The sequence below is a fragment of the Ensifer meliloti genome (genome assembly GCF_030064585.1).
GTDB lineage: Bacteria > Pseudomonadota > Alphaproteobacteria > Rhizobiales > Rhizobiaceae > Sinorhizobium > Sinorhizobium meliloti.
Map to the genome: position 1 here is coordinate 924,247 of NZ_CP120364.1, position 20,900 is coordinate 945,146.

The window sequence follows — 20,900 nt, forward strand, 5'->3', positions numbered from 1 at the left end:
AGAACGGGATGCGACATTCCGCCCCGACTTGTTCCGCGGGTTCCACCTGCCTGCGATTGCCACGAGAAGAGACGCCGGCACCCATGCGGAAGCCGGCGATGCCGGGTGTCGGCCCTTTCCTAAGGGCCGACTGACGGCTGAATGGCTATGTATGTTCGCGCGCCGAGTACTGACAGTTTCGTGCCGGCCGCGCCGCTTTCCCATGCCGATCTGCCGGCCATCATCAATTTCATAAATAGAAGCATTCGAACTATGAAATTCACCAACGTCGACTTCTATGTATGATCGCGGTCCCAAGGGGGCCGGCATGTATCCATCGCGCCTGACGAACCGGCTCCACGGGTACCGCCTGCGTGTTCGCAGACGGGGGACACCCGGGCCATCCTCGAGCGGAATGAGTTCGAGGTGCCTGTGGCCCATGAACAAGACGGCTTGCAATATTCGCCGGTGAAGTTAGTCAGGCCGCAGGCGTGCTCAGGCTCGCGGAAAGACATGGCACCAGGGAGGAAAGCAGTCTCGTGGAAGCACTCAACCAATTCTTTAACTGGCTCAACGGCATCGTTTGGGGCGTGCCTATGATCGTGCTGATCATTGGCACCGGTCTGTATCTTCAGCTTCGCCTGGGCTTCATGCCGATCCGCAAAGTGGCCTATGGCTTCCGCATGATCTTGAAAAGCCGCAGGCCGGGGAGGGCCGCCGAAGGCGAGATTACGCCCTACGCCGCGCTGATGACGGCGCTGTCGGCCACCATCGGCACGGGCAACATCGCCGGCGTCGCTACCGCTATCGCGGTGGGCGGACCCGGTGCGCTGTTCTGGATGTGGGTCACCGCCTTCGTCGGAATGGCGACGAAATACGCCGAGGTCGTCGTAGCGGTGAAATACCGCGAGGTCGACGACAAAGGCGAACACGCCGGCGGACCGATGTTCGCCATCAAGAATGGACTCGGAAAGCACTGGCAGTGGCTGGGCACAGCCTTTGCCATCTTCGGCGGACTGGCGGGTTTCGGTATCGGCAACATGGTCCAGGCCAACGGTATCGCCAGTGCGGTCGAGAACGCCTTCGGCATCGAGACGTGGATCAGCGGCATCGTGATGACCGTCTTGACGGGTGCGGTGATCCTGGGCGGCATCAAGCGAATCGGCGCGGTGGCCGAGAAGGTCGTGCCCTTCATGGCGATCTTCTATCTCGTCTGCGTGGCTGCCGTCCTCGTCGTCTTTGCCGGTAACATTCCGCAGGCCATCGCCACCATCTTCACCCAGGCATTCAGCCCGACGGCGGCCACCGGCGGCTTCCTCGGCTCCACTGTGCTGATGGCGATCCGCATGGGTGTGGCGCGCGGCATCTTCTCGAACGAGGCGGGTCTCGGTACCGCCGGTATCGCACAGGCTGCCGGCTCGACCGCCAATCCCGTTTTCTCCGGCGTCATCGGCATGATGGGCACGTTCATCGACACGATCATCGTCTGCACCCTGACGGGTCTGGCGATCATGGTGTCGGGCGTCTGGGCATCGGGCGAAACCGGAGCGGTTCTGAGTTCTGCGGCGTTCGAGGCGGCGCTGCCCGGCTACGGGAATTATCTCGTGACCATCTCACTGGCATTGTTCGCCTTCACGACGATCCTCGGCTGGGCCTACTATGCCGAGAAGTGCTGGGAATACCTGATCGGAACCGTGAGCGCGATACCGTTCCGCATCGTGTGGACCGTCGCAGTGTTCTTCGGCGCCACGCTCAGCCTCGACTTTGCCTGGCTGGTGGCCGACACCTTGAACGCACTGATGGCTATTCCCAACCTGATCTCGTTGCTGCTCCTGTCCCCGGTCATCGCCCAACTGACGCGTGACTACTTTGCCGAAGAACGCGCCCGCGCGGGAGTGGCCTTGCAAAGCCAGGGCTAGCTGATCCAGAGCAAAGGTGCGCAGCGGTTTTCCGCGCGCATCCCACTCCAACTACAGGAGTCGATCACGTCCATGATTTCAGGTCGACCCGTCCTGAATCATCGGGTTCTGCAGCGTTTCCGTGAACTGTTCGTCCTGGAGAGGCGGGGCCGGAAGGACTGAGTTGGCGGAAATCGCGCGGAGATCGGGCAGCGGAAAGTCGAGCCGTGCTCGCCGGCACGGCAACCGTGTCCATGTGGGCGAGACCTGGGTCGATCGATCGACCCGGGTCTCATGGATTCAATGTGTTGCGGTGAGCGCCGTGCCTTCGCTCTTGTCGTGCACGGCGAAGCGGTCGAGCATATGAGCGCTTGCCTCGTTGAGGCCGATCACCTCGACGGTGACACCGTGGCGGCGATATTTGAGCACCACCTTGTCCAGTGCGCCGACTGCGGTGATGTCCCACAGATGCGCCTCGCCGACATCGATGACAACCTTGTCCAGCGGTTCCGCAAAGTCGAAGGCGGCGATGAACCCCTCGGTCGAGGCGAAGAAGATCTGGCCGTCGACATGATAGGTACGCACCTCTCCGCTCTCGTCGAGCATCGAGCGGACATGGAAGAGGCGGGCGACCTTTCCGGCGAAGAACACCCCCGACAGAAGCACCCCGACCAGGACGCCCTTTGCGAGATCGTGGGTGCCGACGGTGGTGACGACCGTTGCCAACATCACGACGGAGGAGGGCAGGGGATTGCGGCGCAGGTCGAGGATGGAGCGCCAGGAGAAGCGCAACCATTAGACTAAGCGCAAGAATTTTGTTGTGGCGCGCTTTTCGTCCATGGGGTTTGGCGCTTGACGACGGTGTTGGCGAAGATGATGAGTTTGCGGACGCAGGCGATGAGCGCCGCTTTGTGGGATTTGCCTTTTGCGGTGAGACGGTCGTAGAGCTCAACCAGCGTCTCGTTCCAGCGCTGCGACGCCGGTAAGGCGGCATTGAACAGGGCCCTGCGGACGCGCGCCCGTCCGCCGGCGATATGGCGCTCGCCTTCACGCTTGCCGCTCTGGTCGTCAAAAGGCGCCACGCCGGTCAGCGCGGCGATCTCCTCACGGTCGACCCTGCCGAGTTCGGGCATCAGAATGACCAGGGTGAGTGCCGTACAGATGCCGATGCCGTCGATGCTTTCGATCAGATCAAGCTTCCGGGCGAGATCGTCATGCTCGCGGACAGCGGCCTGCAACAGCGCGAGCTGGGCTTTGCAACGGCTCTTGAGCTCACCGATGGAACGATCGATCTCCTCGAGGATCCGCCTGTCGGTGAAACGCTCGCGGCGGGTCTTGAGGCAGGCTATATCGGCTTCGATCTGCTCGATGAACAGCAGCCATTCGCCAAACGCGATCAGCCGGCTATCCGGCGCATGGCATCGCGCATCCGAACGGGCAGCGCACTCGGCGATCAGCGCGGCGTCGAGCTGGTCGTTCTTGGCTCGGCGCAGCTTATAGAGGCCGAAAGCGCGCACTTGCCGCGGCTGCAGCAGGACGACCTCAAAGCCTCTCTGATGCAGATACGCAATCACGTCGCGCTCATATCCGCCGGACGCTTCGATCCCGACCCGTCCGATCCCCTGCCGCTCGAGCCAGTCAGCCAGAGTCTGCCAGCCGTCGGCGTTGTTGGGCACTTTCTGTTTGTCGCTCACCGGGTAGGTGGCGACATCAAGCCATATCTTCCCGGTATCAATACCGGCCGCTTTCATGCTAATCTCGGTCATCCTTGTCGTCCCTGCCTTGCATACGAACCAGGTTGTTCCAGCAACCATTCGGGCCACGATGAGGAACCGACCGCGATCCTGCTTCTCCGTAACCCCCAAAGGTTCTGGTGCCGGCGATCCGACGGTCGGCGCCTTTGGCCGGGCGGCCGCCCGGCCAAAGGCATACCGAATCCTTTACAACATTTCTTATGCAAGGTGCCGACCGAGACCATGATCATCACGGCGACGAGTGCGGCCATCGGAATGATGCGGACGAGGTCGTCGAGGACGAGGATGAGGAAGAGAAGGAAGGCGCCGGCGACGAAGGTCGAGAGCCGCCCGCGTCCGCCGGAGGTCACGTTGATCACCGACTGGCCGATCATGGCGCAGCCGCCCATCCCGCCGATGAGGCCGGAGGCGATGTTGCTTGCGCCTTGGCCGATGCATTCCTGGCTCTTGTTGCTCGTCGTGTCCGTCATGTCGTCGACGATCTGAGCGGTCAAAAGGGATTCGAGCAGCCCTACGGCGGCAAGCGCCACCGAGTAGGGGAAGATGATCTGCAGCGTCTCGAAGGTGAGCGGCACCTGCGGCAGCGCGAAGATCGGCAGGCTCGACGGCAATGCGCCGAGGTCGCCGACGGTGCGGACGTCCATTCCGGTCCAGAAGGCGACCGCGGTCAGCACGGCGATCGCGACGAGCGGCGAGGGAACCGCCTTCGTGACATAGGGAAAGAGGTAGATGATCCCGAGCCCTGCCGCGATCATCGCATAGGTGACATGCGGCACACCGATGAGTTCCGGAAGCTGCGCCATGAAGATCAAGATCGCAAGCGCATTGACGAAGCCGGTGATGACCGAACGGGAGACGAAGCGCATCACCCGGCCGAGCTTCAGGAAGCCTGCGGCGATCTGGATGAGCCCCATCAGCAGGGTGGCGGCAAAAAGATATTCGAGGCCGTGTTCCTTGACGAGCGTGACCATCAGGACGGCGGTGGCGGCGGTCGCCGCCGAGATCATGCCCGGGCGGCCGCCGGCGAAGGCGGAAACGCAGGCAATGGCGAAGGAGGCGAACAGGCCGACCTTCGGATCGACGCCTGCAATAACCGAGAAGCCGATCGCCTCCGGTATCAGCGCAAGCGCCACGACAATGCCCGGACGTCACCGCGGATGTTGGAGAACCATTCGCGTTTATAGCTGGTAATCGTCGTTTTCATGATTTTCTTCGCAAGAGTAGCACACCAGGCCGGCGGGAACCGGCTCGTCAAGGGTTGATGCTGTTGCGTTGTCTGGCGGATCGGCGGCCAGAAGAGCCACCGGAGTTACACCGGGTCCAGGGTGAGTTCCGGCTTTATACGGATCGGCTGTTGCCGATGCAATGACGAATTGGGCGCCGCCGCAAGGCCGGCGGCAGCGCCCGTCTGCTGCAAATCTCAGCCTGTGACAGTGGCGGGTTCGCCTGATACCGCGCCGCGCCGGTCGAGAACGCCGCTCCAAAGCGTCAGCAGAAGCGCACCGGAGACGAGGATAGCGCCCACCCATGGGGTGGCGGAAAGTCCGAAGGGAGAGTCGACCACCATGCCGCCGAGCCAGGCGCCGAGCGCGATCCCGAGATTGAAGGCGGCAATGTTGAGCGCCGAGGCCACGTCGACGGCACCGGGGCGGTGCTCCATCGCAAGCTGCACCACATAGAGCTGCAGGCCCGGCACGTTGGCGAAGGAGAGAAAACCGAGAGCGGCGAGCGTCACGAGCGTCAGGACCGGCGAAACGGCGGTGAACGAGAAGATCACCAGCACGAGCGCCTGCAGAAGGAAGAGGCCGATCAGCGCCTTGACGGGATTGGTGTTGGCGATCCGCCCGCCGGCGATGTTGCCGATGGCGATGGCGACGCCATAGAGCACGAGGATCAGACTGACGCTCCGTTCGGAGAAACCGGTGACCTCCTGCAGGATCGGCGCCAGGAAGGTGAAGGCGACGAAGGTGCCGCCATAGCCGAGCGCGGTCATGGCGAAAACGATCAGCAGACGGCCGGAGCCGAGCACCCGCACCTGGTCGAGAAGGCTCGCCGGAGCGGCCTTGGCGAGCGTGCCCGGGAGCAGGGTGGCGATACCGGCAAAGGCGACGACGCCGAGGCCGGAGACGCCCCAGAAGGTCGCCCGCCAGCCAAAGACCTGGCCGATATAGGTGCCGATCGGCACGCCGGTGACGATCGCGACCGTGAGCCCCATGAACATCATGGCGATCGCAGAGGCGCGGCGGTTCTCCGGTACGAGATCGGCGGCGATCGTCGAGCCGACCGAGAAGAAGACGCCGTGGGCGAAGGCCGAAAGCACCCGTGCGACGAGCAGCACTTCATAGTTCGGCGACAGGGCCGCCACGGTGTTGCCGCCGATGAAGAGCGCCATCAGGCCGAGAAGCAGGGGCTTGCGTTCGATCCGCCCGGTCAGCGCCGTCAGGACCGGCGCGCCGAAGGTGACGCCGAGCGCGTAGACGCTGACGATGAGGCCGGCAAGCGGCAGCGTGATTGCGAGGTCGGTAGCGACCGTCGGCAGGAGACCGACGATCACGAATTCGGTGGTTCCGATCGCGTAGGCCGCGATCGTCAATGCGAAGATGGCCAAAGGCATGGCAAAATCCTTTCCGCCCGCCGTTCGCGAAGGCGATACGGGCTAGAAGACGTTGGCGATGGTTGATGTTTTCGCAGTGCAATATGCTGCAGCCGGGCGGCTGCGATAAGCACCTCGCCAGTCGCAATGCCTGTGAATGAAATTCACGAATGGTGGGCTGCGTTGCCTAGAGGATGGGCGTCAGCGCGGCGGGGAATGGCCGACCTCGTTCGAACGTTGCCTCTGTAACCCGCCCCTCATCCGGCCTGCTGGCCACCTTCTCCCCGCAAGCGGGGCGAAAGGGACTCGCGGCCGCGTTCCGCAAGCCTTCACCGCCGGGTGTGGCCGCGATGTCCGTTCGCATTCGAGGCATGTTCAGGGCGTGCCACTTGTCCCTTCTCCCCGTTTTGACGCGTCAAGACGGGGAGATGGTGCCGTCAGGCGGATGAGGGGCATCAAACATGGCATCCCTATCGTGCCTCCAAACGACCGCTTTACTGATTTGCGGTAGCGTAGTCCTTCATGTTCTCCGGCGTCACCAGTTCGAAGGGGACCCAGATCTGCCGTGCGGTCTTCTGGTCGCGCGAAAGCGCGACCGCGGCGTCCATTGCGGCCGCCCCTTGAGCGATGGCGTTCTGAAAGACGGTTACGTCCAGGTCGCCCGCGGCCATGGCGGCCAGGCCGTCCGGCGTCGCGTCGATGCCGCCCACTACGACCTTCGACATGTCGACCCCCGCCGCCTTCATTGCCTGGATCGCGCCGATCGCCATCTCGTCGTTATTGGCGATGACGGCATCGAATTCCCGTCCCGTCGAAAGCCAGTTCGTCATGATGTTGGCGGCTTCGAGCCGGTCCCAATTGGCGCTCTGCTCCTCGATGACACTCATGCCCTTGCATTCGTCGGTGGCGATGACGTCATGAATGTCCTTCGTGCGCGTAAGCGAGGAGTGATTGTTGAGCGGTCCCATGAGGACATAGGCAGCACCCTTGCCGCCGAGCAGCCGGCAGACTTCCTTCGTCTCGAGCGTGCCGGAATCGATCTCGTTGGAGCCGACGAAGGCCGCCGTCTCGGGCAGTTTGTCGACATCGGCCGGCGGATGGTTCGCATAGACGATCGGAATCCCCGCGTCGGTCGCCATCTTCGTCAGCGCCGGCGTGCTGTCGCCGTCGACCGCGACGACGATGATCGCATCGACCCCGGAAGAGACGAAGTTCTGCACCTGGTCGAGCTGCCGGCTCGTGTCGTTCTGCGCGTCTTCAACCTGGACGGTGACGCCATCGAGCTTGGCTGCCTGGTCCTGCATGCCGTTTCGCAGAATGGTGAGGAACGCGCTGTCGGAACGGGCGATGGTGATGCCGACGTTCTCGGCATGGGCGCTGCCGGCAACGAGAGCCAGGGCCGCGGCGGACAATAGATGTTTCATGGATAAACCTCCCTCAGCTGGACTTCAGAATCCGTGTGTAAATGGAATACAGGTTCTGAAGAAAATCAACAATGAAATGTACGTTTCATTCTTGATTTCGGTGGAGGCTTATCGGCGCGACGGCACCACTTCATGGCGGTGAATCAAAGGCCGGCGTCCGGTCAAAGGAAAGGCTTGCCGCCGGTCACGGCAATCGTTGCGCCCGACACGTAGCTCGACATCGGATCCGCCAGCATGACATAGGCCGAGGCGAGTTCCACGGGCTGGCCCGGTCGCTTCATCGGCACCTGTTTGCCGAAATTGGCGACGGTATCCTCGGGCATGGTGGAGGGGATCAGCGGCGTCCAGATCGGGCCCGGGGCCACGACATTCACCCTTATCCCGCGTTCGGCCAGCATCTGCGCGAGACCGGCGCTGAAATTGTGGATCGCGCCCTTGGTGGTCGCATAGGCGAGTAGGATCGGATTGGGAACGTCGGCATTGATGGAAGCGGTGTTGATGATCGCGCTGCCCTTCTTCATGTGCGGCACTGCTGCCTTGGTCAGGTAGAACATGGCGTGCATGTTGACGCGGAATGTCAGCTCCCACTCCTCGTCGCTGATGTCTTCGATGTTCTTGAAGGTCGCCTGATGGGCTGCATTGTTGACGAGAATGTCGATGCCGCCGAGTTCCCGAACGGCCGTTTCGACGATCCTGCGGCAATGGTCGGACGACTGGATGTCGCCGGCGGCAAGCACGGCCTTGCGACCTGCTTCCTCCACCAGAGCCTTGGTGGCCATCGCGTCGTCATGCTCGCTCAGATAGCTGATAAGGACGTCCGCTCCCTCGCGCGCATAGGCGATCGCCACGGCCCTGCCGATGCCGCTGTCCCCGCCGGTGATGATGGCTCTCTTGTCCTTCAGGCGTCCGGAACCCTGGTAGGAGTTTTCCCCGTGATCGGGCAGCGGCTGCATCCGATCGGTAGTGCCGGGCATTTCCTGGGTTTGGCGGGGAAAGGGAGGGTGCGGAAATTTTTCCATGGTCACGAACTCCTTCGCAAGACTCCTTCTAGAATGGCGATCGGCATCGCTGGGCTGTCCCGGCGAGTACGCGGCCCTAACTCGAGCAGACTGGCTTTGTTCCGGGCCATGGGAGGATTGAGAAGACCGCCGATGGAACTTCGCCTACGGCTTCACGTTGCCCTCCTGACCCAAAAAAAGCAGGAGAGTAAGATGGAGAGAGCCAAGCGCCCATCGGCCGCCCCCCTTGATGTGAAGACTGTGGAACGGCCTGTCGAGAATGACAGCGACCTGCGCCCCGGGGCCGACAAACCCCCGATCGAACCGGACGATATCCCGAACGCCAAGGCCGCGCGGGAGGCGGCGCGCCTGAAGAGGGATGAATACATCGTCAAGTCCGACCTGGAGGATGCCGACCAGCGCAATCCCCTACCCGACATGAAAGACCAGGAATGAGTGCGATCCAGATGCCCAGTGATCGGTTCGCCTCGCAGCTTAATGGAGAATGACGATGAAAACGCCAAAGGAAGGCGCGCCCGGCACCACCGAGCAGTCGCCGCGGTGGGAAGGACCGAAGGAGACGCGCCCGAGAGGATACCTTCCCGCCAAGGATGATCCGGAACGCGACCGGGACGCCGTCGGCGAGAACCTAAAGGATCCGCATCGCGGCAAGGTTTCTGACGCCGGCAAGACGAAGCGTTAGCCGGCCGGCGCCGGAACATCTTCTGTAGCTCGCGGTTCCACACGCGGCGGGGGCGATGCTTGCGATGCGGTTGCCGACTGCAGATGGAGGAGCAGTATGTTGAATTCTCTCGAAGATGCAGTGGTCGTCATCACCGGGGCCTCGTCGGGGGTTGGACAGGCGACCGCCGAGGCCTTTGCTCGGCGCAGGTCGAAGCTCGTGCTGGCGGCCCGCGATGCGGCCGCGCTTCACGAGGTGGCCAGAACCTGCCGGGAACTCGGGGCGGAGGTTCTCGTCGCCCCGACCGACGTGACGGATGCCGAGGCGGTCAAGGACCTGGCCAGGAAGGCGATGAGCTTCGGCAAGATAGACGTCTGGTTCAGCAATGTTGGCGTCGGCGCCGTCGGCCGCTTCGAGGAAACGCCGATCGAAGCGCATGAACAGGTCATCCGCACCAACCTGATCGGCCATCTCAACGACGCGCATGCGGCGGTTCCGATCTTCCGCAAGCAGGGACACGGCATTTTCATCAACATGATCTCGCTCGGCGGCTTCGCCTCTGCACCCTTTGCCGCGGCCTACAGCGCCAGCAAATTCGGCCTGAGGGGCTTTTCCGAAGCTCTACGGGCGGAGCTCGCGGACGAACGCGACATTCACATCTGCGACGTCTACCCGACCTTCATGGACACACCCGGGGTCGGGCACGGCGCCAATTACACCGGTCGCAGGCTCAGCGTTCCCCCGCCCGTCTACAATGCGCGCCGCGCTGCCCGGGCGACCGTGCGCCTGGCGGAACGCCCGCGCAATTCGCTGACCGTCGGCCTCGTCGCCGACCTGACGCGGTTTGCGCATTTCGTCGCGCCGAACATGACCCCGCGGCTCATGGCGAAGCTGACATCGCGCTATCTGAGCCGCGCGCCGCGCGTGGCGAGGAGCCATGGCAATCTGTTCAGGGCACCGGCAGAGCCCGGGGGCATAGACGGCGGGCTACGCTCGTCCCGCCGGGTCCCGGTCGCAACGACAGCCGCTGTCTGCGTGCTAGGCATTGCCGTCGCCGCGCTGGTCCTCGGCAAGTCGCGCGCGCCCGTCGGCCGAGGCCGCTCCAGCGTCGCGCGTCTCTTCAGGCGCGCTTAGGCGGCATCGGATCGTTGACTTTCGCCGCATTCGCAGTGAAGATCGCGACATACTAATATAAATTTTCACTTCCGCGATCGCGCGAAGGCAGAGTTGCGCATGGCGATCACGCAGCCGACCCGGAATGACGCGCCTGCGCGCGCTCACCGCCCCGCCAGGGAATTTGCCGGGCTGGCGCGCGAGTGGCTGTTGCGCACCGATCCGGAACGCCTAATCTGCCTCGGTCGCGTGATCACGGCAGCGTTCGCTATCCTGGCGATCTATCTCGATCCCACTCGGCCGAACTCGCTTCTTTACGAGTCTCGCGTCGTTCTCGGCCTCTACCTTCTCCTCGCAATTGCGCTGGTGATCTTCCCGCTGCGGTACTCGTTCATCAGCCCGGTGCACCTTCTGATCCATGGTATCGACGCGGCGGTCGTCGGCTGGCTGACGTTTCTGACGAACGAACTGGCGAGCCCGTTCTTTTCTATACTTCCGTTCGTCATCCTGGCGATGACGATGCGCTGGGGTTTGAAGGGTGCCGCGCTCGGAGCACTGATCGCCCTTCTCGTCCAACTCGTGGTCGGCCTTCCCGACCTTCTCGACGGCGACGCGGAACTCAACGTCTTCATCATGCGGTCCATCTATTTCGTGCTCGTCGCCGCGACGCTCGGCTATTTCGGAGCCTATCGCGAACGAAGCCGGCAGCGCCTTGCGCAACTCGCGCAGTGGCCGCCGGGCGCAATCGGCGAGGACCGGGTGTCGTGGCTGAGCATCCTGTTGGAACATGCTTCCGGCGTTCTTGGCGATGCGCATCTGCTCGTCATCTGGCGCGAGCAGGAATTCGAATCGGGGTGCGTAGCATACTGGGCCAACGGTACGCTCCAACTGGCCGACCTCAGGCACACCGACTTCTGGCGTCGTCACGATCCCGATCACTACGAGGGACGCGGTCGCAGGAGCGGAGAGGCGCTGAATGGCCTCTTCGCCGATTTGCCCCAAATCCACGCAAACACCGAGCAATCGGATCTCAAGGTATTTTCCGCCGCCTTCTCCAGTGTTCGATATCGCGGCTGCGTTTTCGTGGTCAGCTTCGCCAACGCCGCCGACGACACGAAAGATCTGTCTCAGATCATCGCCACCCGCGTCGGGACGGAGCTCGAGCGTGTCGCTCTTATCCAGGCCGCCCGTTCGGAGGGGCGCATGCGCCTTGCCCGCGATCTGCATGACAGCGTGCTTCAGAACCTCACTGCGGCGCGTCTCAAACTGAAACTGATCGAAGAAGGAATCCCGGATGGCGCGAAGACGCAGCTGACCGAGGTTGGGTCGCTCATCCTCGAACAGCAGCAATGTGTCCGCAAATTCGTGGATGAGAACCGACCGGGAGAGGAAGGCAATCTCGCCAAGCTCGAGCAGGAACTTCCGGAATTTCTCGACCTGTTGAGAACGCAGTGGAATTGCGCAATCGACGTGTCGCACGGACCCGCGCCGCTCGTGGTGCCCAAATGGATGCTTTACGAGATAATGCAATTGATCTCCGAAGCCGCGAGCAATGCGGTGCGCCACGGACGAGCGACGCTGTTGCGGATAGCTTTTGCCAGGACCGCGGAGCTCCTGAACCTGGAGATCACCGATAACGGCACGGGAATACCGGGTGAACTCGAGATGAATCCCCTTTCGCTGTCGCAGCGGGTGGCGGAGCTTGGCGGAAAGCTGGCGGTCTGCCGGAATTCTCCGGGCCTCGGGCTCAAGATCGCGCTACCGCTGAAGCTGGAGGTCAGGTGATGCATTCGGTGTTGCTCGTCGACGACCACCCGTTGCTCCTGCGAGGATTGCAGGACATCATCGCCGCAGCGCCGGACTTCGACGTCGTCGGAGCAACGGCAAGTGGCGTCGAAGCGATTTCGCTCATATCCCGCCTCCAGCCGGACATTGCCGTCCTCGACGTGGCCATGCCGGGCATGGGCGGATTGGAAATCCTGAGGGCGATCCGCGGCACGCGGCGGCTGACGAGGGTGATCTTCCTGACCGCGACGATCAGCGGTCCGCAGATCGCGGAAGCGCTGAAGATGGGGCTCTCTGGGCTTCTCCTGAAGGAATATGCGCCGGAAGCGCTGCTCGACTGCATGCGGCGGGTCGCCATGGGCGGGAAGTGGCTGCCGGCCGATCTGATGGCAAATGCGTCTCAGGTCAGTAACGACGCGACGCTGGAGAGGTTCAGTCTGCTTACACCGCGAGAACGCGAGATATCAGCGCTGATTTGCGGCGGTCTCTCCAACCGCATGATCGCGTCGAGGCTCGGAACCTCCGAAGGTACGGTCGGAATCCACCTGCACAACATCTTTCGCAAATTGGACATCAGCAATCGCGCCACGCTTGCTGCGCTTCATGTTCAGTACACCAATCCCTTGAGATCTTGAGCCGCTCGAAAAAAAACGGAGGCATTTGAGCCTCCGAGCTGGCATGGAGCTTGCGATAAGTCGGTGCCGGTCAACCGCCGCTATCCTGTTTTCCTTTGTCGCCCTTCTTGTGGCCGACATCGCGGCTGTCCGCGAAGGCCTTGTCGGAAGATCCGTCGAATACAGTAATCGATACAAGCGGAAGCACCAGCAGGAAGGATACTCCCAGTGCGCATACGGAAACAATTCTCCTTTGTGTAAGCATAGGTGGCCCCTTTCCTATAAAAGGCGACGGTTTACTGAGGACGCGTCGTTGTTCGGCTTTGTCGTCCGTGAAGTTGCAACCCTTCACGAACGCATCGTCGCACCAAAGCATGTAGGCCGAAATATAGTGAACCCTATATGCTCGTCTCCAGGGCAAGAGCGGTGGTGGCGACAGTTCGCTGCCGGCGTCCGAAACATCGACGCGCCTGACGACTGCTCGCTGCCGCAGAGCGCCCGATCGGCGCAGCGTCCCACCTGCACTATATCATTTGCTATATTTCCAACACGCGTCTGCGGTGCCAGTATCCGCGAGATTGTCTTGCGTAGAAAAGGAATTGTCGAAATCACGATGTTTCGAGTCGACGCCCCAAGCTCAGCACGAAATCTATATTGAATTGAGCGGGAACCGCGCGACAAGCCGCACATATTTCTCATCCCGCGCCGGTACCAAATGAATGACCGCGCGAGCCTCGCGCACTCAGGGGAGCGCGCAACATCACCAATGCTCGGCTCTTTTACGTCAGCAATCCTCTAAGCGTTGGAGCAACATCCTGGTCGCTCCGCCGGGGAGATTTTAGGGAGGAATTCCCATGGCAGTCATCAACGGCACAGCCGGAAACAATGTCCTCATAGGCACTGATCTAGACGACGTGATTAGCGGGTTCGGCGGTGACGATTTCATTCAGGGACTTGGAGGCGCCGACGTGATCAACGGCGGCGCGGGCGTCGACACGGTCGACTATAGCGAAAAGACGACTTCCGTCGTAGTCACGTTAACGGGTGCGACCGCCGCGACGGTCTTCGTCAATGGCGTGGCCGACGACACTCTCAGCAACGTCGAGAACGTTTACGGGGGCTCCGGAAACGACACTATTACGGGCGACGCGCAGAACAACCTCATCAGGGGCGGCGGTGGAAACGACGTCCTCGACGGCGGCGCCGGGAACGATACGGCCGACTATACCGACAAGACGACTTCCGTCGTGGTCACCCTGGCGGGGGCGACACTCGCAACGGTCTTCGTGAACGGTATCGCCGAGGACACGATCAGCAACTTCGAAAACGTCTATGGCGGTTCGGGCAACGACATCCTGACCGGTGACGACCGAGCCAACATTCTCCGCGGTGAAGCAGGGAACGACATTCTCAATGGCGGTGCCGATGACGACTCGCTGTCCGGCGGCGCCGGCAACGACACGGCCGACGGCGGCACCGGGATCGATACCTTCGATCTCCGCGAAAAGACATCTTCAGTCGTCGTACAGCTCAGCGGCGCGAATGCGGCTACGGTTTTCGTCGGCGGCGTCGCCGAGGACACGATCCGCAATGTCGAGAACATCGTCGGCGGGACGGCGGACGACACGCTCAGCGGCGATGCGGCGGCAAACAAGCTCTCGGGTGCGCGCGGTAACGACTGGCTCAAGGGAGGAGGCGGCGCAGACACCCTTGACGGCGGCGAAGACAGCGACACCGCCGACTACAGCGACAAGGCGGCGGCGATCGCCGTGGCGCTGAACGGCGGCAATCCCGTTACCGTAACGGTCGGCGGCATTGCCGAGGATCTGATCGCGAAGATCGAGAACATCGTGGGCGGCTCGGGCGGCGACACGATCATCGGCGATGCGGCTGCAAATGCGTTTCGCGGCGGCCTGGGTGCCGACGTGCTGGACGGCGGCGGCGGCAGTGACACCGCAGACTTCAGCGACAAGGTCCAATCCGTCGTGCTTGCCCTGAACGGTGCAGTCGACGCCATTGCGGCCGTCGGCGGAACGGCCGAGGATACGGTTCGGAACATCGAGAACATCACCGGCGGATCCGGCAACGACCAGTTTACCGGTGACGCCGCGGCGAATACCTTCCGCGGCGGCCTCGGCGCCGACGTGCTGGACGGAGGTGACGGCAGCGACACGGCTGACTACAGTGATAAGACGGCATCGCTAGTCGTGACACTGGCCGGGCCGAACGCGGCGACGGTCTTCGTCGGCGGCGTCGCGGAGGATACTCTGCGCAACATCGAGAACGTCATCGGCGGCTCGGGCAATGACGTGTTCGCAGGCGACGGGCTCCAGAACGTCTTCGATGGCGGGGCGGGCAACGACACGGTCGACTATTCGGCTTCCGCCAAGGGGATCGCGGTGACGCTAAACGGCGCCAACGACGCGAAGGTGATCGTTGGCAACGCTGTGGAGGACACACTGCGCAATATCGAGAATGTCACGGGCAGCGCCATCGCGGACGTGCTGACCGGCGACTCGCAGGCCAATGTCCTCCTGGGCGGCGGCGGCGGCGACATTCTCAAGGGCGGCGGTGGGCAGGATACCATCGACGGCAGCGCGGGGTCCGATACGGCCGACTTCAGCGACAAGACGGCAGGTGTCGTCCTGACGCTGGCGGGCGCAGCCGACGCTATTGCGACGGTCGGCGGCGTTGCCGAGGATACGATCCGCAATATCGAGAACATCTTCAGCGGTGCCGGTGCCGACGTGCTGACCGGCGACGCCGGCAACAATGCGATACGTGGCGGCGCTGGCGCCGACAGTCTGGACGGCGGTGCCGGGGCAGACACGGCCGATTACCGGGACAAGACGCAATCGGTTGTTGTGACCCTCGACGGCGCCACCCCTGTAGCCGTCAAGGTGGGCGGCGTGATCGAAGATACGATCCGCAACTTCGAGAACATCGCAGGCGGCTCGGCCGCCGATACGCTCACCGGAGACGGCCTGGCCAACGTGCTGGCCGGCAATGACGGCGCCGACACGCTGAGAGGGGGTCTCGGCAAAGACGTGCTGGACGGCGGCAATGGCGTCGACACCGCGGACTACCTGGAGAAAACCGATGCGATCTCCGTCACGCTGAACGGCACGGCGAGCGCAGCCGTTCTCGTCGGCGGCACAGCCGAAGACACCATCCGCGGTGTGGAGAATATTCTCTCGGGGTCCGGTGCCGACACGCTTGTCGGCGATGCCGCAAGCAATATGTTCCGGGGAGCTCTCGGCGCCGACTTCATAGACGGCGGCGCGGGCGTGGATACGGCCGATTACCGGGAGAAGACGGCGTCTGTCGAGGTGGCGCTCTTGGGAGGCACCGACAGCTTCGTCTTCGTCGGCGGCGTCGCCGAAGACACCATCCGCAATATCGAGAATGTGTTCGGCGGCAAGGGCAACGATACGCTGACCGGAGACGGCCTCGCCAACACCCTCAACGGCAATGACGGCAAAGACCTCCTCACGGGCGGCGGCGGAGCGGACATTCTCGACGGCGGGGCGGCCTCCGACACGGCGAGCTACCGCGACAAGACCGCATCGGTCTCCGTCACACTCGACGGCGCTACCTACACGACCGTTACGGTCGGGGGCGTGGCCGAGGACACGATTCGCAACGTCGAGAACATCTGGGGCGGGACCGGCAACGACAGCCTGAGCGGCGATGCGAACGCGAACCTCCTTTCAGGCGGCGGCGGAAGCGACATCCTCTTCGGTGGTGCGGGTGCGGACATTTTCCAGTTCGACTTCGCTCTCGGTTCCACGAATGTCGACACGGTTCTGGATTTTACCGCCGGAGACAGGCTCTTCCTGTCGAAGAGCGTCTTCACCACGCTGAGTGGCGGGACGCTGGCGGCGACGCAGTTCTACGCGGCGGCCGATGCCACGGCGGCGCAGAACGCGAACCAGAAGATCATCTACGACACGACGAGCGGTGCGCTCTACTACGACGCCGACGGCAGCCTTTCCGGTCACACGGCCGTGCAGTTCGCGGTGCTTTCGACGCATCCGAGCCTGACCGCGGGAGATTTCGTGCTCGTCGTGTGATCGCCCGGCTCCAGGGAACACCTGCACAAGCTCCGTGTTTGGAGGAACGTGAAAGGACGAGCAGCGCGCCCCGTCCTTTTCTTTTTCTTTCAGCGATCGACAAGGAGCTCCGACGTGAAAGCCCTGACATGGCACGGCAAAGGCGATATCCGTTGCGAGAGCGTGCCCGATCCGAAGATCGAAGATGACCGCGACGCCGTCATCAAGGTCACCGCCTGTGCGATTTGCGGATCGGACGTTCATATTTTTCACGGCCTCATTCCATCGATGGAGAATGGCGACATCCTCGGCCATGAAACCATGGGCGAGGTCGTGGAGGTCGGCAAGGGCGCGACCGGACTGCAGGTCGGCGACCGGGTGGTCGTTCCGTTCACCATCGCCTGCGGCGAGTGCTTCTTCTGCCGGAAAGGCTTCTATTCCGCCTGCGAGCGAACCAATCCCGACCGGGAAAAGGCGGCGAAGCTCTGGGGCAATTCGCCGGCGGGCCTCTTTGGCTACTCCCATCTCCTCGGCGGCTATAGCGGCGGACAGGCGGAGTATCTGCGCGTGCCGCACGCAGATGTCGGGCCGATCAAGGTTCCCGACGAACTCACGGACGAGCAGGCGCTCTTCCTCTCCGATATTTTCCCCACGGGCTACATGGCGGCGGAGTTCTGCAACATCGAACCCGGGCAGACGATTGCGATCTGGGGCTGCGGCCCAGTCGGACAGATGGCGATCCGGTCGGCATTCCTGCTCGGCGCCGAACGCGTCATCGCCATCGATACGATCGCGGAGCGCCTGAGGCTTGCCGAGTCCGCCGGCGCCATGACGCTCGACTACATGGCTGAGGATATCTACGACCGCATCATGGAGCTCACCCACGGCCGGGGCGCAGACGCCTGCATCGACGCCGTGGGCACAGAGGCCGACAGCCGGGCAAGCCTCGATTCGCTCGTCGACCGCGTGAAGGTGGCGACCTTCATGGGAACGGACCGGCCGCATGTGTTGCGACAGGCGATCCATTGCTGCAGGAATTTCGGCACGGTTTCCGTCGTCGGTGTCTATGGCGGCTATCTCGACAAGGTACCGCTCGGTTCGGCGATCAACCGCGGCCTGACGCTCCGGATGGCCCAGACCCCCGTTCAGCGTTATTTGCCTTCGCTCCTGGACCGCATCCGGAAGGGCGAGATCGATCCGTCCTTCGTGGTGACCCACCGCGGCGGGCTCGACGACGGCCCCGAACTCTACAAGACTTTCGCGGAAAGAATGGACGGCTGTATCAAGGTCGTCCTGAGGCCGTGACAAGACCCCTCTGATGCTGCGCAGCGCCGGACGAAAAACCGCTACACACTTTTCCTGAAGTGCTCCTGAAGTGCCTCAGAGCTCGAGTATGGCGTAAGGCCTGCCCGTCGGTTTCTCCACATGGGCGGCGACGTTGAAGACGGGGGCGCCGCCGGGCGTCTGCCCCTGATAGGCGCCCTGGTGCGCATGGCCGTGAACGACGGCGCTCACCTTGAAGCGGTCGATCGTCTCCGCGAGCCGCGACGACCCAAGAAACGGATAGATCTCCTTCGGTTCTCCGGCAACGGTTTCAGGGATCGGCGCGTAATGCAAAACCACGAGCGCGCGCTCCGCCCTGGTAGCCCTCAAGGCGTTTTCCAGCCGCATGGCCTCGTCGACGCTTGTCTTGACCATGGTCTTTATCGCCGCTTCGCCGAAGGCGCCCAGCATATGCCGGCCGAAGCCGCCGATGAAACCTTTGGTTCCGCAGAAGCCGACGCCCGAAATTTCGACACTCTGACCGTCGAGAAGATGCACACCCGCCCTGACAAGGATCGACGAAACCTCCTCCACCGCATCGCATTGATGATCATGGTTTCCGAGCACCGCGACGACCGGGATCGTGCAGGACTTCAGATCGGCGGCGAGAAGCTCCGCCTCCGCAGGCTTGCCGAGATCCGTCAGGTCGCCAGCGATCACCAGCACGTCCGCGGCGCGCGAAATTTCCGCAAAGAGGTCCGTATAGGAGACCGATCGGTCCTCCTTCACATGCAGGTCCGCCACGGCAGCCACCTTCAACTTGCTCATGACTCCGTATCCTCAGTTTCTGCGCTGATGTCGGAGTCGCCGCCGACATCGGCGAAACCCCATTCCTTCACATCGATTTCGTAGTCGGGGCGCGAGTACATCCGGCCGCGACAGATCTTCGTCAGGGGCAGTGGAAGGTCTCTCTGCGCCGCCAGCCTGCTCAAGAGCTCGTCCATCAGCCAGAGCGGGACCTTGTCGCGCTCGGAGGGATAGATCCATCGGAAGTTCAGCAGGTGGATGAGCAGGACCTCCCAGTGCGCTTCCATGTATCCGAGCAATCTTGCCCAATCGATTCGGTCATGTGCCTTCAGGATCAGGTGCGCGACGTCGGCGCCGTCGTAGCGGTGGCGAAGCTGGATGAAGGCCTTGGACCAGACGAGTTCCGTCGGCGCGACGATCGCACAGGTGGAGGCACCGATCTCTATCAACAGAGCATTGGCGAACCAGGCGTCGGTGACGATCATGGTTCCGTTCGGCGAGGAGAAGATGACGTCGAAGAAGGATTTCCCCTTGAAGACCTTACCCAGCCATCGATCGTCCTCGATTTCGACGGCATATCCAAGCGACTTGAAATGATTGAGGATGCGGGTGTAGTCGCCCGGCTTGCAGAAGACGTCGAGATCCTTGGTCGGCCTCGAAATGCCGGTATGGGCGCTGACGGCGAAGGTACCCGCGATCAGGAACGGAATTTGCGACCGACCCAGCTCGGCAATCGCCTCGGCAACGAATGCTTCGGCTTCCTCGTCGACGAGACGCGGCAGCGCGAGCGGCTCGGACGGGTGTTCCGAAGGGGAGCGCGGGGGCACTGACGTCATGCTGGTCATCCAAATGAACGAGACTTCCCTGACAACACGCCAGTCTTTCGGAAGTTCCGCTTGCGCAAGGCGGGGATTGCATCCCCTCAAGCCCGCGCACTTTGCGTCCGTTACTTTAGCTGGGATGCACCAAGGCGCGAACGTGATGGAACCGCTGGCCACGTCATGGCGTTTGTCTGCCAGCTACCGCATGAGCGCCCGGAGCGGAAGCGAAGGGCAAAATTACTAGGCAAATCAAAGCGCTACAGCGACTGCGCGCGTCTATTGATGCGCCGCTGAGGGAGGAGCATATGCCTGTCATCAGCCCTACGATCCACACCCAGCAAAACAGCCGGGAGCTTGAGTGTCAGCGCGCAATGGAGGACGAGTTCCTGGTCCTTACGGCGCTGGCCGAGGAAGCGGGCTGGTCATGGCAGGAAATAGCGCTCGCCATGTTGGAGTTGACCGAGCAATATGTTGCAGCCATGCGGCCGAGTTCGGCGATGGAGGCAAGATCACTCCTGCGCAGTCACTCCAAGAGCTTGCATTGACCGGAGCACTGTCGCGTTCGCCCAAGGCGTTTCGCTGCTTCATTGAAGCAGCGAAACGCCGTTATATTCTGCGATTACGCACAATGAAAACCGTTACACAATGACCCTGGAAGTGCTTTAGGTCACGGCACCTCCCACGGCCAGTGCCAGTACGAGGAAAACGAGGAAGAATATAACCGCAATGTAGAAAAGTATCTTCGCGATCCCCGCCGTCGCGGCCGAGACGCCGGAGAACCCGAGGAACCCGGCTATCAGTGAAACAACGAAGAAAATCAGTGCCCACTTCAGCATAATCACTCCTTCCGTTCAGTTCCTGCGTTGCGGTCGTCGTGGCGCAGCCGTTCAGCGGCTGCCCCGGTTCGGATCCTTGCCGGCCGCCTGGCTGCTTTTCCTAACGTCGTCCTTCTTCGCCTGATCGCCTGCACGATTCCCGCCATGCGTCCCTTTCGAGCTCTTGGCGGTCTTGCCGTCCTTTACGTTCGTAGCCATCTCGCATCCTCCAGCGCTGTACCGAAACCGGCAGCAGAGCGGATGCAACCGGGGAAGGGCGATAAAGTTCCGTCCGGGCTTCG

The 20,900-nt window shown here is 62.5% G+C and carries 17 protein-coding genes, 2 pseudogenes and 1 other annotated feature; of the genes and pseudogenes, 9 read left to right on the forward strand and 10 right to left on the reverse strand.

Going from position 1 to position 20,900, the window contains the following annotated elements; genetic code table 11:
- Positions 1–518 precede the first annotated feature (518 nt).
- Positions 519–1,898: an alanine/glycine:cation symporter family protein gene (locus PZL22_RS04200; protein WP_003527829.1), complete on the forward strand. Its 1,380-nt coding sequence runs from the start codon at positions 519–521 to the stop codon at positions 1,896–1,898.
- A gap of 279 nt (positions 1,899–2,177) precedes the next feature.
- On the opposite strand, the pseudogene PZL22_RS04205 reads toward PZL22_RS04200, so the two are convergent.
- The 6 genes and pseudogenes from PZL22_RS04205 to PZL22_RS04230 form a co-directional block, all read right to left on the reverse strand.
- Positions 2,178–2,663, reverse strand: a pseudogene (locus PZL22_RS04205) (STAS domain-containing protein); the annotation flags it as partial.
- Positions 2,664–2,677: 14 nt separating this feature from the next.
- Complete coding sequence (locus PZL22_RS04210) at positions 2,678–3,643, reverse strand: IS110 family RNA-guided transposase (protein ID WP_284718169.1); 966 nt, start codon at positions 3,641–3,643, stop codon at positions 2,678–2,680.
- A gap of 194 nt (positions 3,644–3,837) precedes the next feature.
- Positions 3,838–4,835 (reverse strand): annotated as a pseudogene (locus PZL22_RS04215) (SulP family inorganic anion transporter); the annotation flags it as partial.
- Positions 4,836–4,901: 66 nt separating this feature from the next.
- Positions 4,902–4,956 (reverse strand) — a sequence feature (sul1 is cis-regulatory element that is thought to sense ions involved in sulfur or methionine metabolism; They are found in Alphaproteobacteria).
- A gap of 95 nt (positions 4,957–5,051) precedes the next feature.
- On the reverse strand, positions 5,052–6,245 hold the full coding sequence (locus PZL22_RS04220; protein WP_003532107.1) for an MFS transporter: 1,194 nt from the start codon (positions 6,243–6,245) through the stop codon (positions 5,052–5,054).
- A gap of 473 nt (positions 6,246–6,718) precedes the next feature.
- Entirely contained in the window at positions 6,719–7,648 is a 930-nt protein-coding gene (locus PZL22_RS04225) for a substrate-binding domain-containing protein (protein WP_284718170.1), read from the reverse strand.
- A 161-nt stretch (positions 7,649–7,809) separates the two neighbouring features.
- On the reverse strand, positions 7,810–8,667 hold the full coding sequence (locus PZL22_RS04230; protein ID WP_003532113.1) for an SDR family oxidoreductase: 858 nt from the start codon (positions 8,665–8,667) through the stop codon (positions 7,810–7,812).
- A 192-nt stretch (positions 8,668–8,859) separates the two neighbouring features.
- Between PZL22_RS04230 and PZL22_RS04235 the strand changes: the two genes are divergently transcribed.
- The 7 genes from PZL22_RS04235 to PZL22_RS04265 all read left to right on the forward strand — a co-directional run bounded on the left by PZL22_RS04235 (position 8,860) and on the right by PZL22_RS04265 (position 18,197).
- Positions 8,860–9,102, forward strand: coding sequence for a hypothetical protein (locus PZL22_RS04235; protein WP_013850199.1), 243 nt, complete (start codon positions 8,860–8,862; stop codon positions 9,100–9,102).
- A gap of 55 nt (positions 9,103–9,157) precedes the next feature.
- A complete protein-coding gene (locus tag PZL22_RS04240; protein ID WP_003532118.1) occupies positions 9,158–9,349 on the forward strand; it encodes a hypothetical protein in 192 nt (63 codons plus the stop codon).
- Between the two features lie 96 nt (positions 9,350–9,445).
- A complete protein-coding gene (locus tag PZL22_RS04245; protein ID WP_284718171.1) occupies positions 9,446–10,462 on the forward strand; it encodes an SDR family oxidoreductase in 1,017 nt (338 codons plus the stop codon).
- Between the two features lie 99 nt (positions 10,463–10,561).
- Positions 10,562–12,226 (forward strand): sensor histidine kinase, encoded by a 1,665-nt coding sequence (locus tag PZL22_RS04250; RefSeq protein ID WP_003532122.1) that lies wholly within the window; start codon positions 10,562–10,564, stop codon positions 12,224–12,226.
- Complete coding sequence (locus PZL22_RS04255) at positions 12,226–12,861, forward strand: response regulator (RefSeq protein WP_003532125.1); 636 nt, start codon at positions 12,226–12,228, stop codon at positions 12,859–12,861. The genes PZL22_RS04250 and PZL22_RS04255 overlap by 1 nt, the downstream gene beginning before the upstream one ends.
- Positions 12,862–13,694: 833 nt before the next feature.
- Positions 13,695–16,913, forward strand: a complete 3,219-nt coding sequence (locus PZL22_RS04260) for a beta strand repeat-containing protein (RefSeq protein ID WP_003532128.1) — start codon at positions 13,695–13,697, stop codon at positions 16,911–16,913.
- Positions 16,914–17,027: 114 nt separating this feature from the next.
- Positions 17,028–18,197 (forward strand): zinc-dependent alcohol dehydrogenase, encoded by a 1,170-nt coding sequence (locus PZL22_RS04265; protein WP_127613900.1) that lies wholly within the window; start codon positions 17,028–17,030, stop codon positions 18,195–18,197.
- A 75-nt stretch (positions 18,198–18,272) separates the two neighbouring features.
- Here the strand turns inward: PZL22_RS04265 and PZL22_RS04270 are convergent, their stop codons facing one another.
- Together PZL22_RS04270 and PZL22_RS04275 are read right to left on the reverse strand one after the other, a co-directional pair.
- On the reverse strand, positions 18,273–18,983 hold the full coding sequence (locus PZL22_RS04270) for a metallophosphoesterase family protein (RefSeq protein WP_003532130.1): 711 nt from the start codon (positions 18,981–18,983) through the stop codon (positions 18,273–18,275).
- Positions 18,980–19,798, reverse strand: a complete 819-nt coding sequence (locus tag PZL22_RS04275; protein ID WP_033048936.1) for a hypothetical protein — start codon at positions 19,796–19,798, stop codon at positions 18,980–18,982. The genes PZL22_RS04270 and PZL22_RS04275 overlap by 4 nt, the downstream gene beginning before the upstream one ends.
- Before the next feature lie 290 nt (positions 19,799–20,088).
- On the opposite strand from PZL22_RS04275, the gene PZL22_RS04280 reads away from it, so the two are divergent.
- Positions 20,089–20,328 carry a hypothetical protein gene (locus PZL22_RS04280; RefSeq protein WP_003532132.1) on the forward strand — a complete coding sequence of 80 codons (240 nt, stop codon included), beginning with the start codon at positions 20,089–20,091 and terminating at the stop codon, positions 20,326–20,328.
- A 117-nt stretch (positions 20,329–20,445) separates the two neighbouring features.
- On the opposite strand, the gene PZL22_RS04285 is transcribed toward PZL22_RS04280, so the two are convergent.
- Positions 20,446–20,619: a DUF1328 domain-containing protein gene (locus PZL22_RS04285; protein ID WP_284718172.1), complete on the reverse strand. Its 174-nt coding sequence runs from the start codon at positions 20,617–20,619 to the stop codon at positions 20,446–20,448.
- Between the two features lie 51 nt (positions 20,620–20,670).
- Positions 20,671–20,817 (reverse strand): hypothetical protein, encoded by a 147-nt coding sequence (locus PZL22_RS04290; RefSeq protein WP_003532136.1) that lies wholly within the window; start codon positions 20,815–20,817, stop codon positions 20,671–20,673.
- Positions 20,818–20,900: the final 83 nt, after the last annotated feature.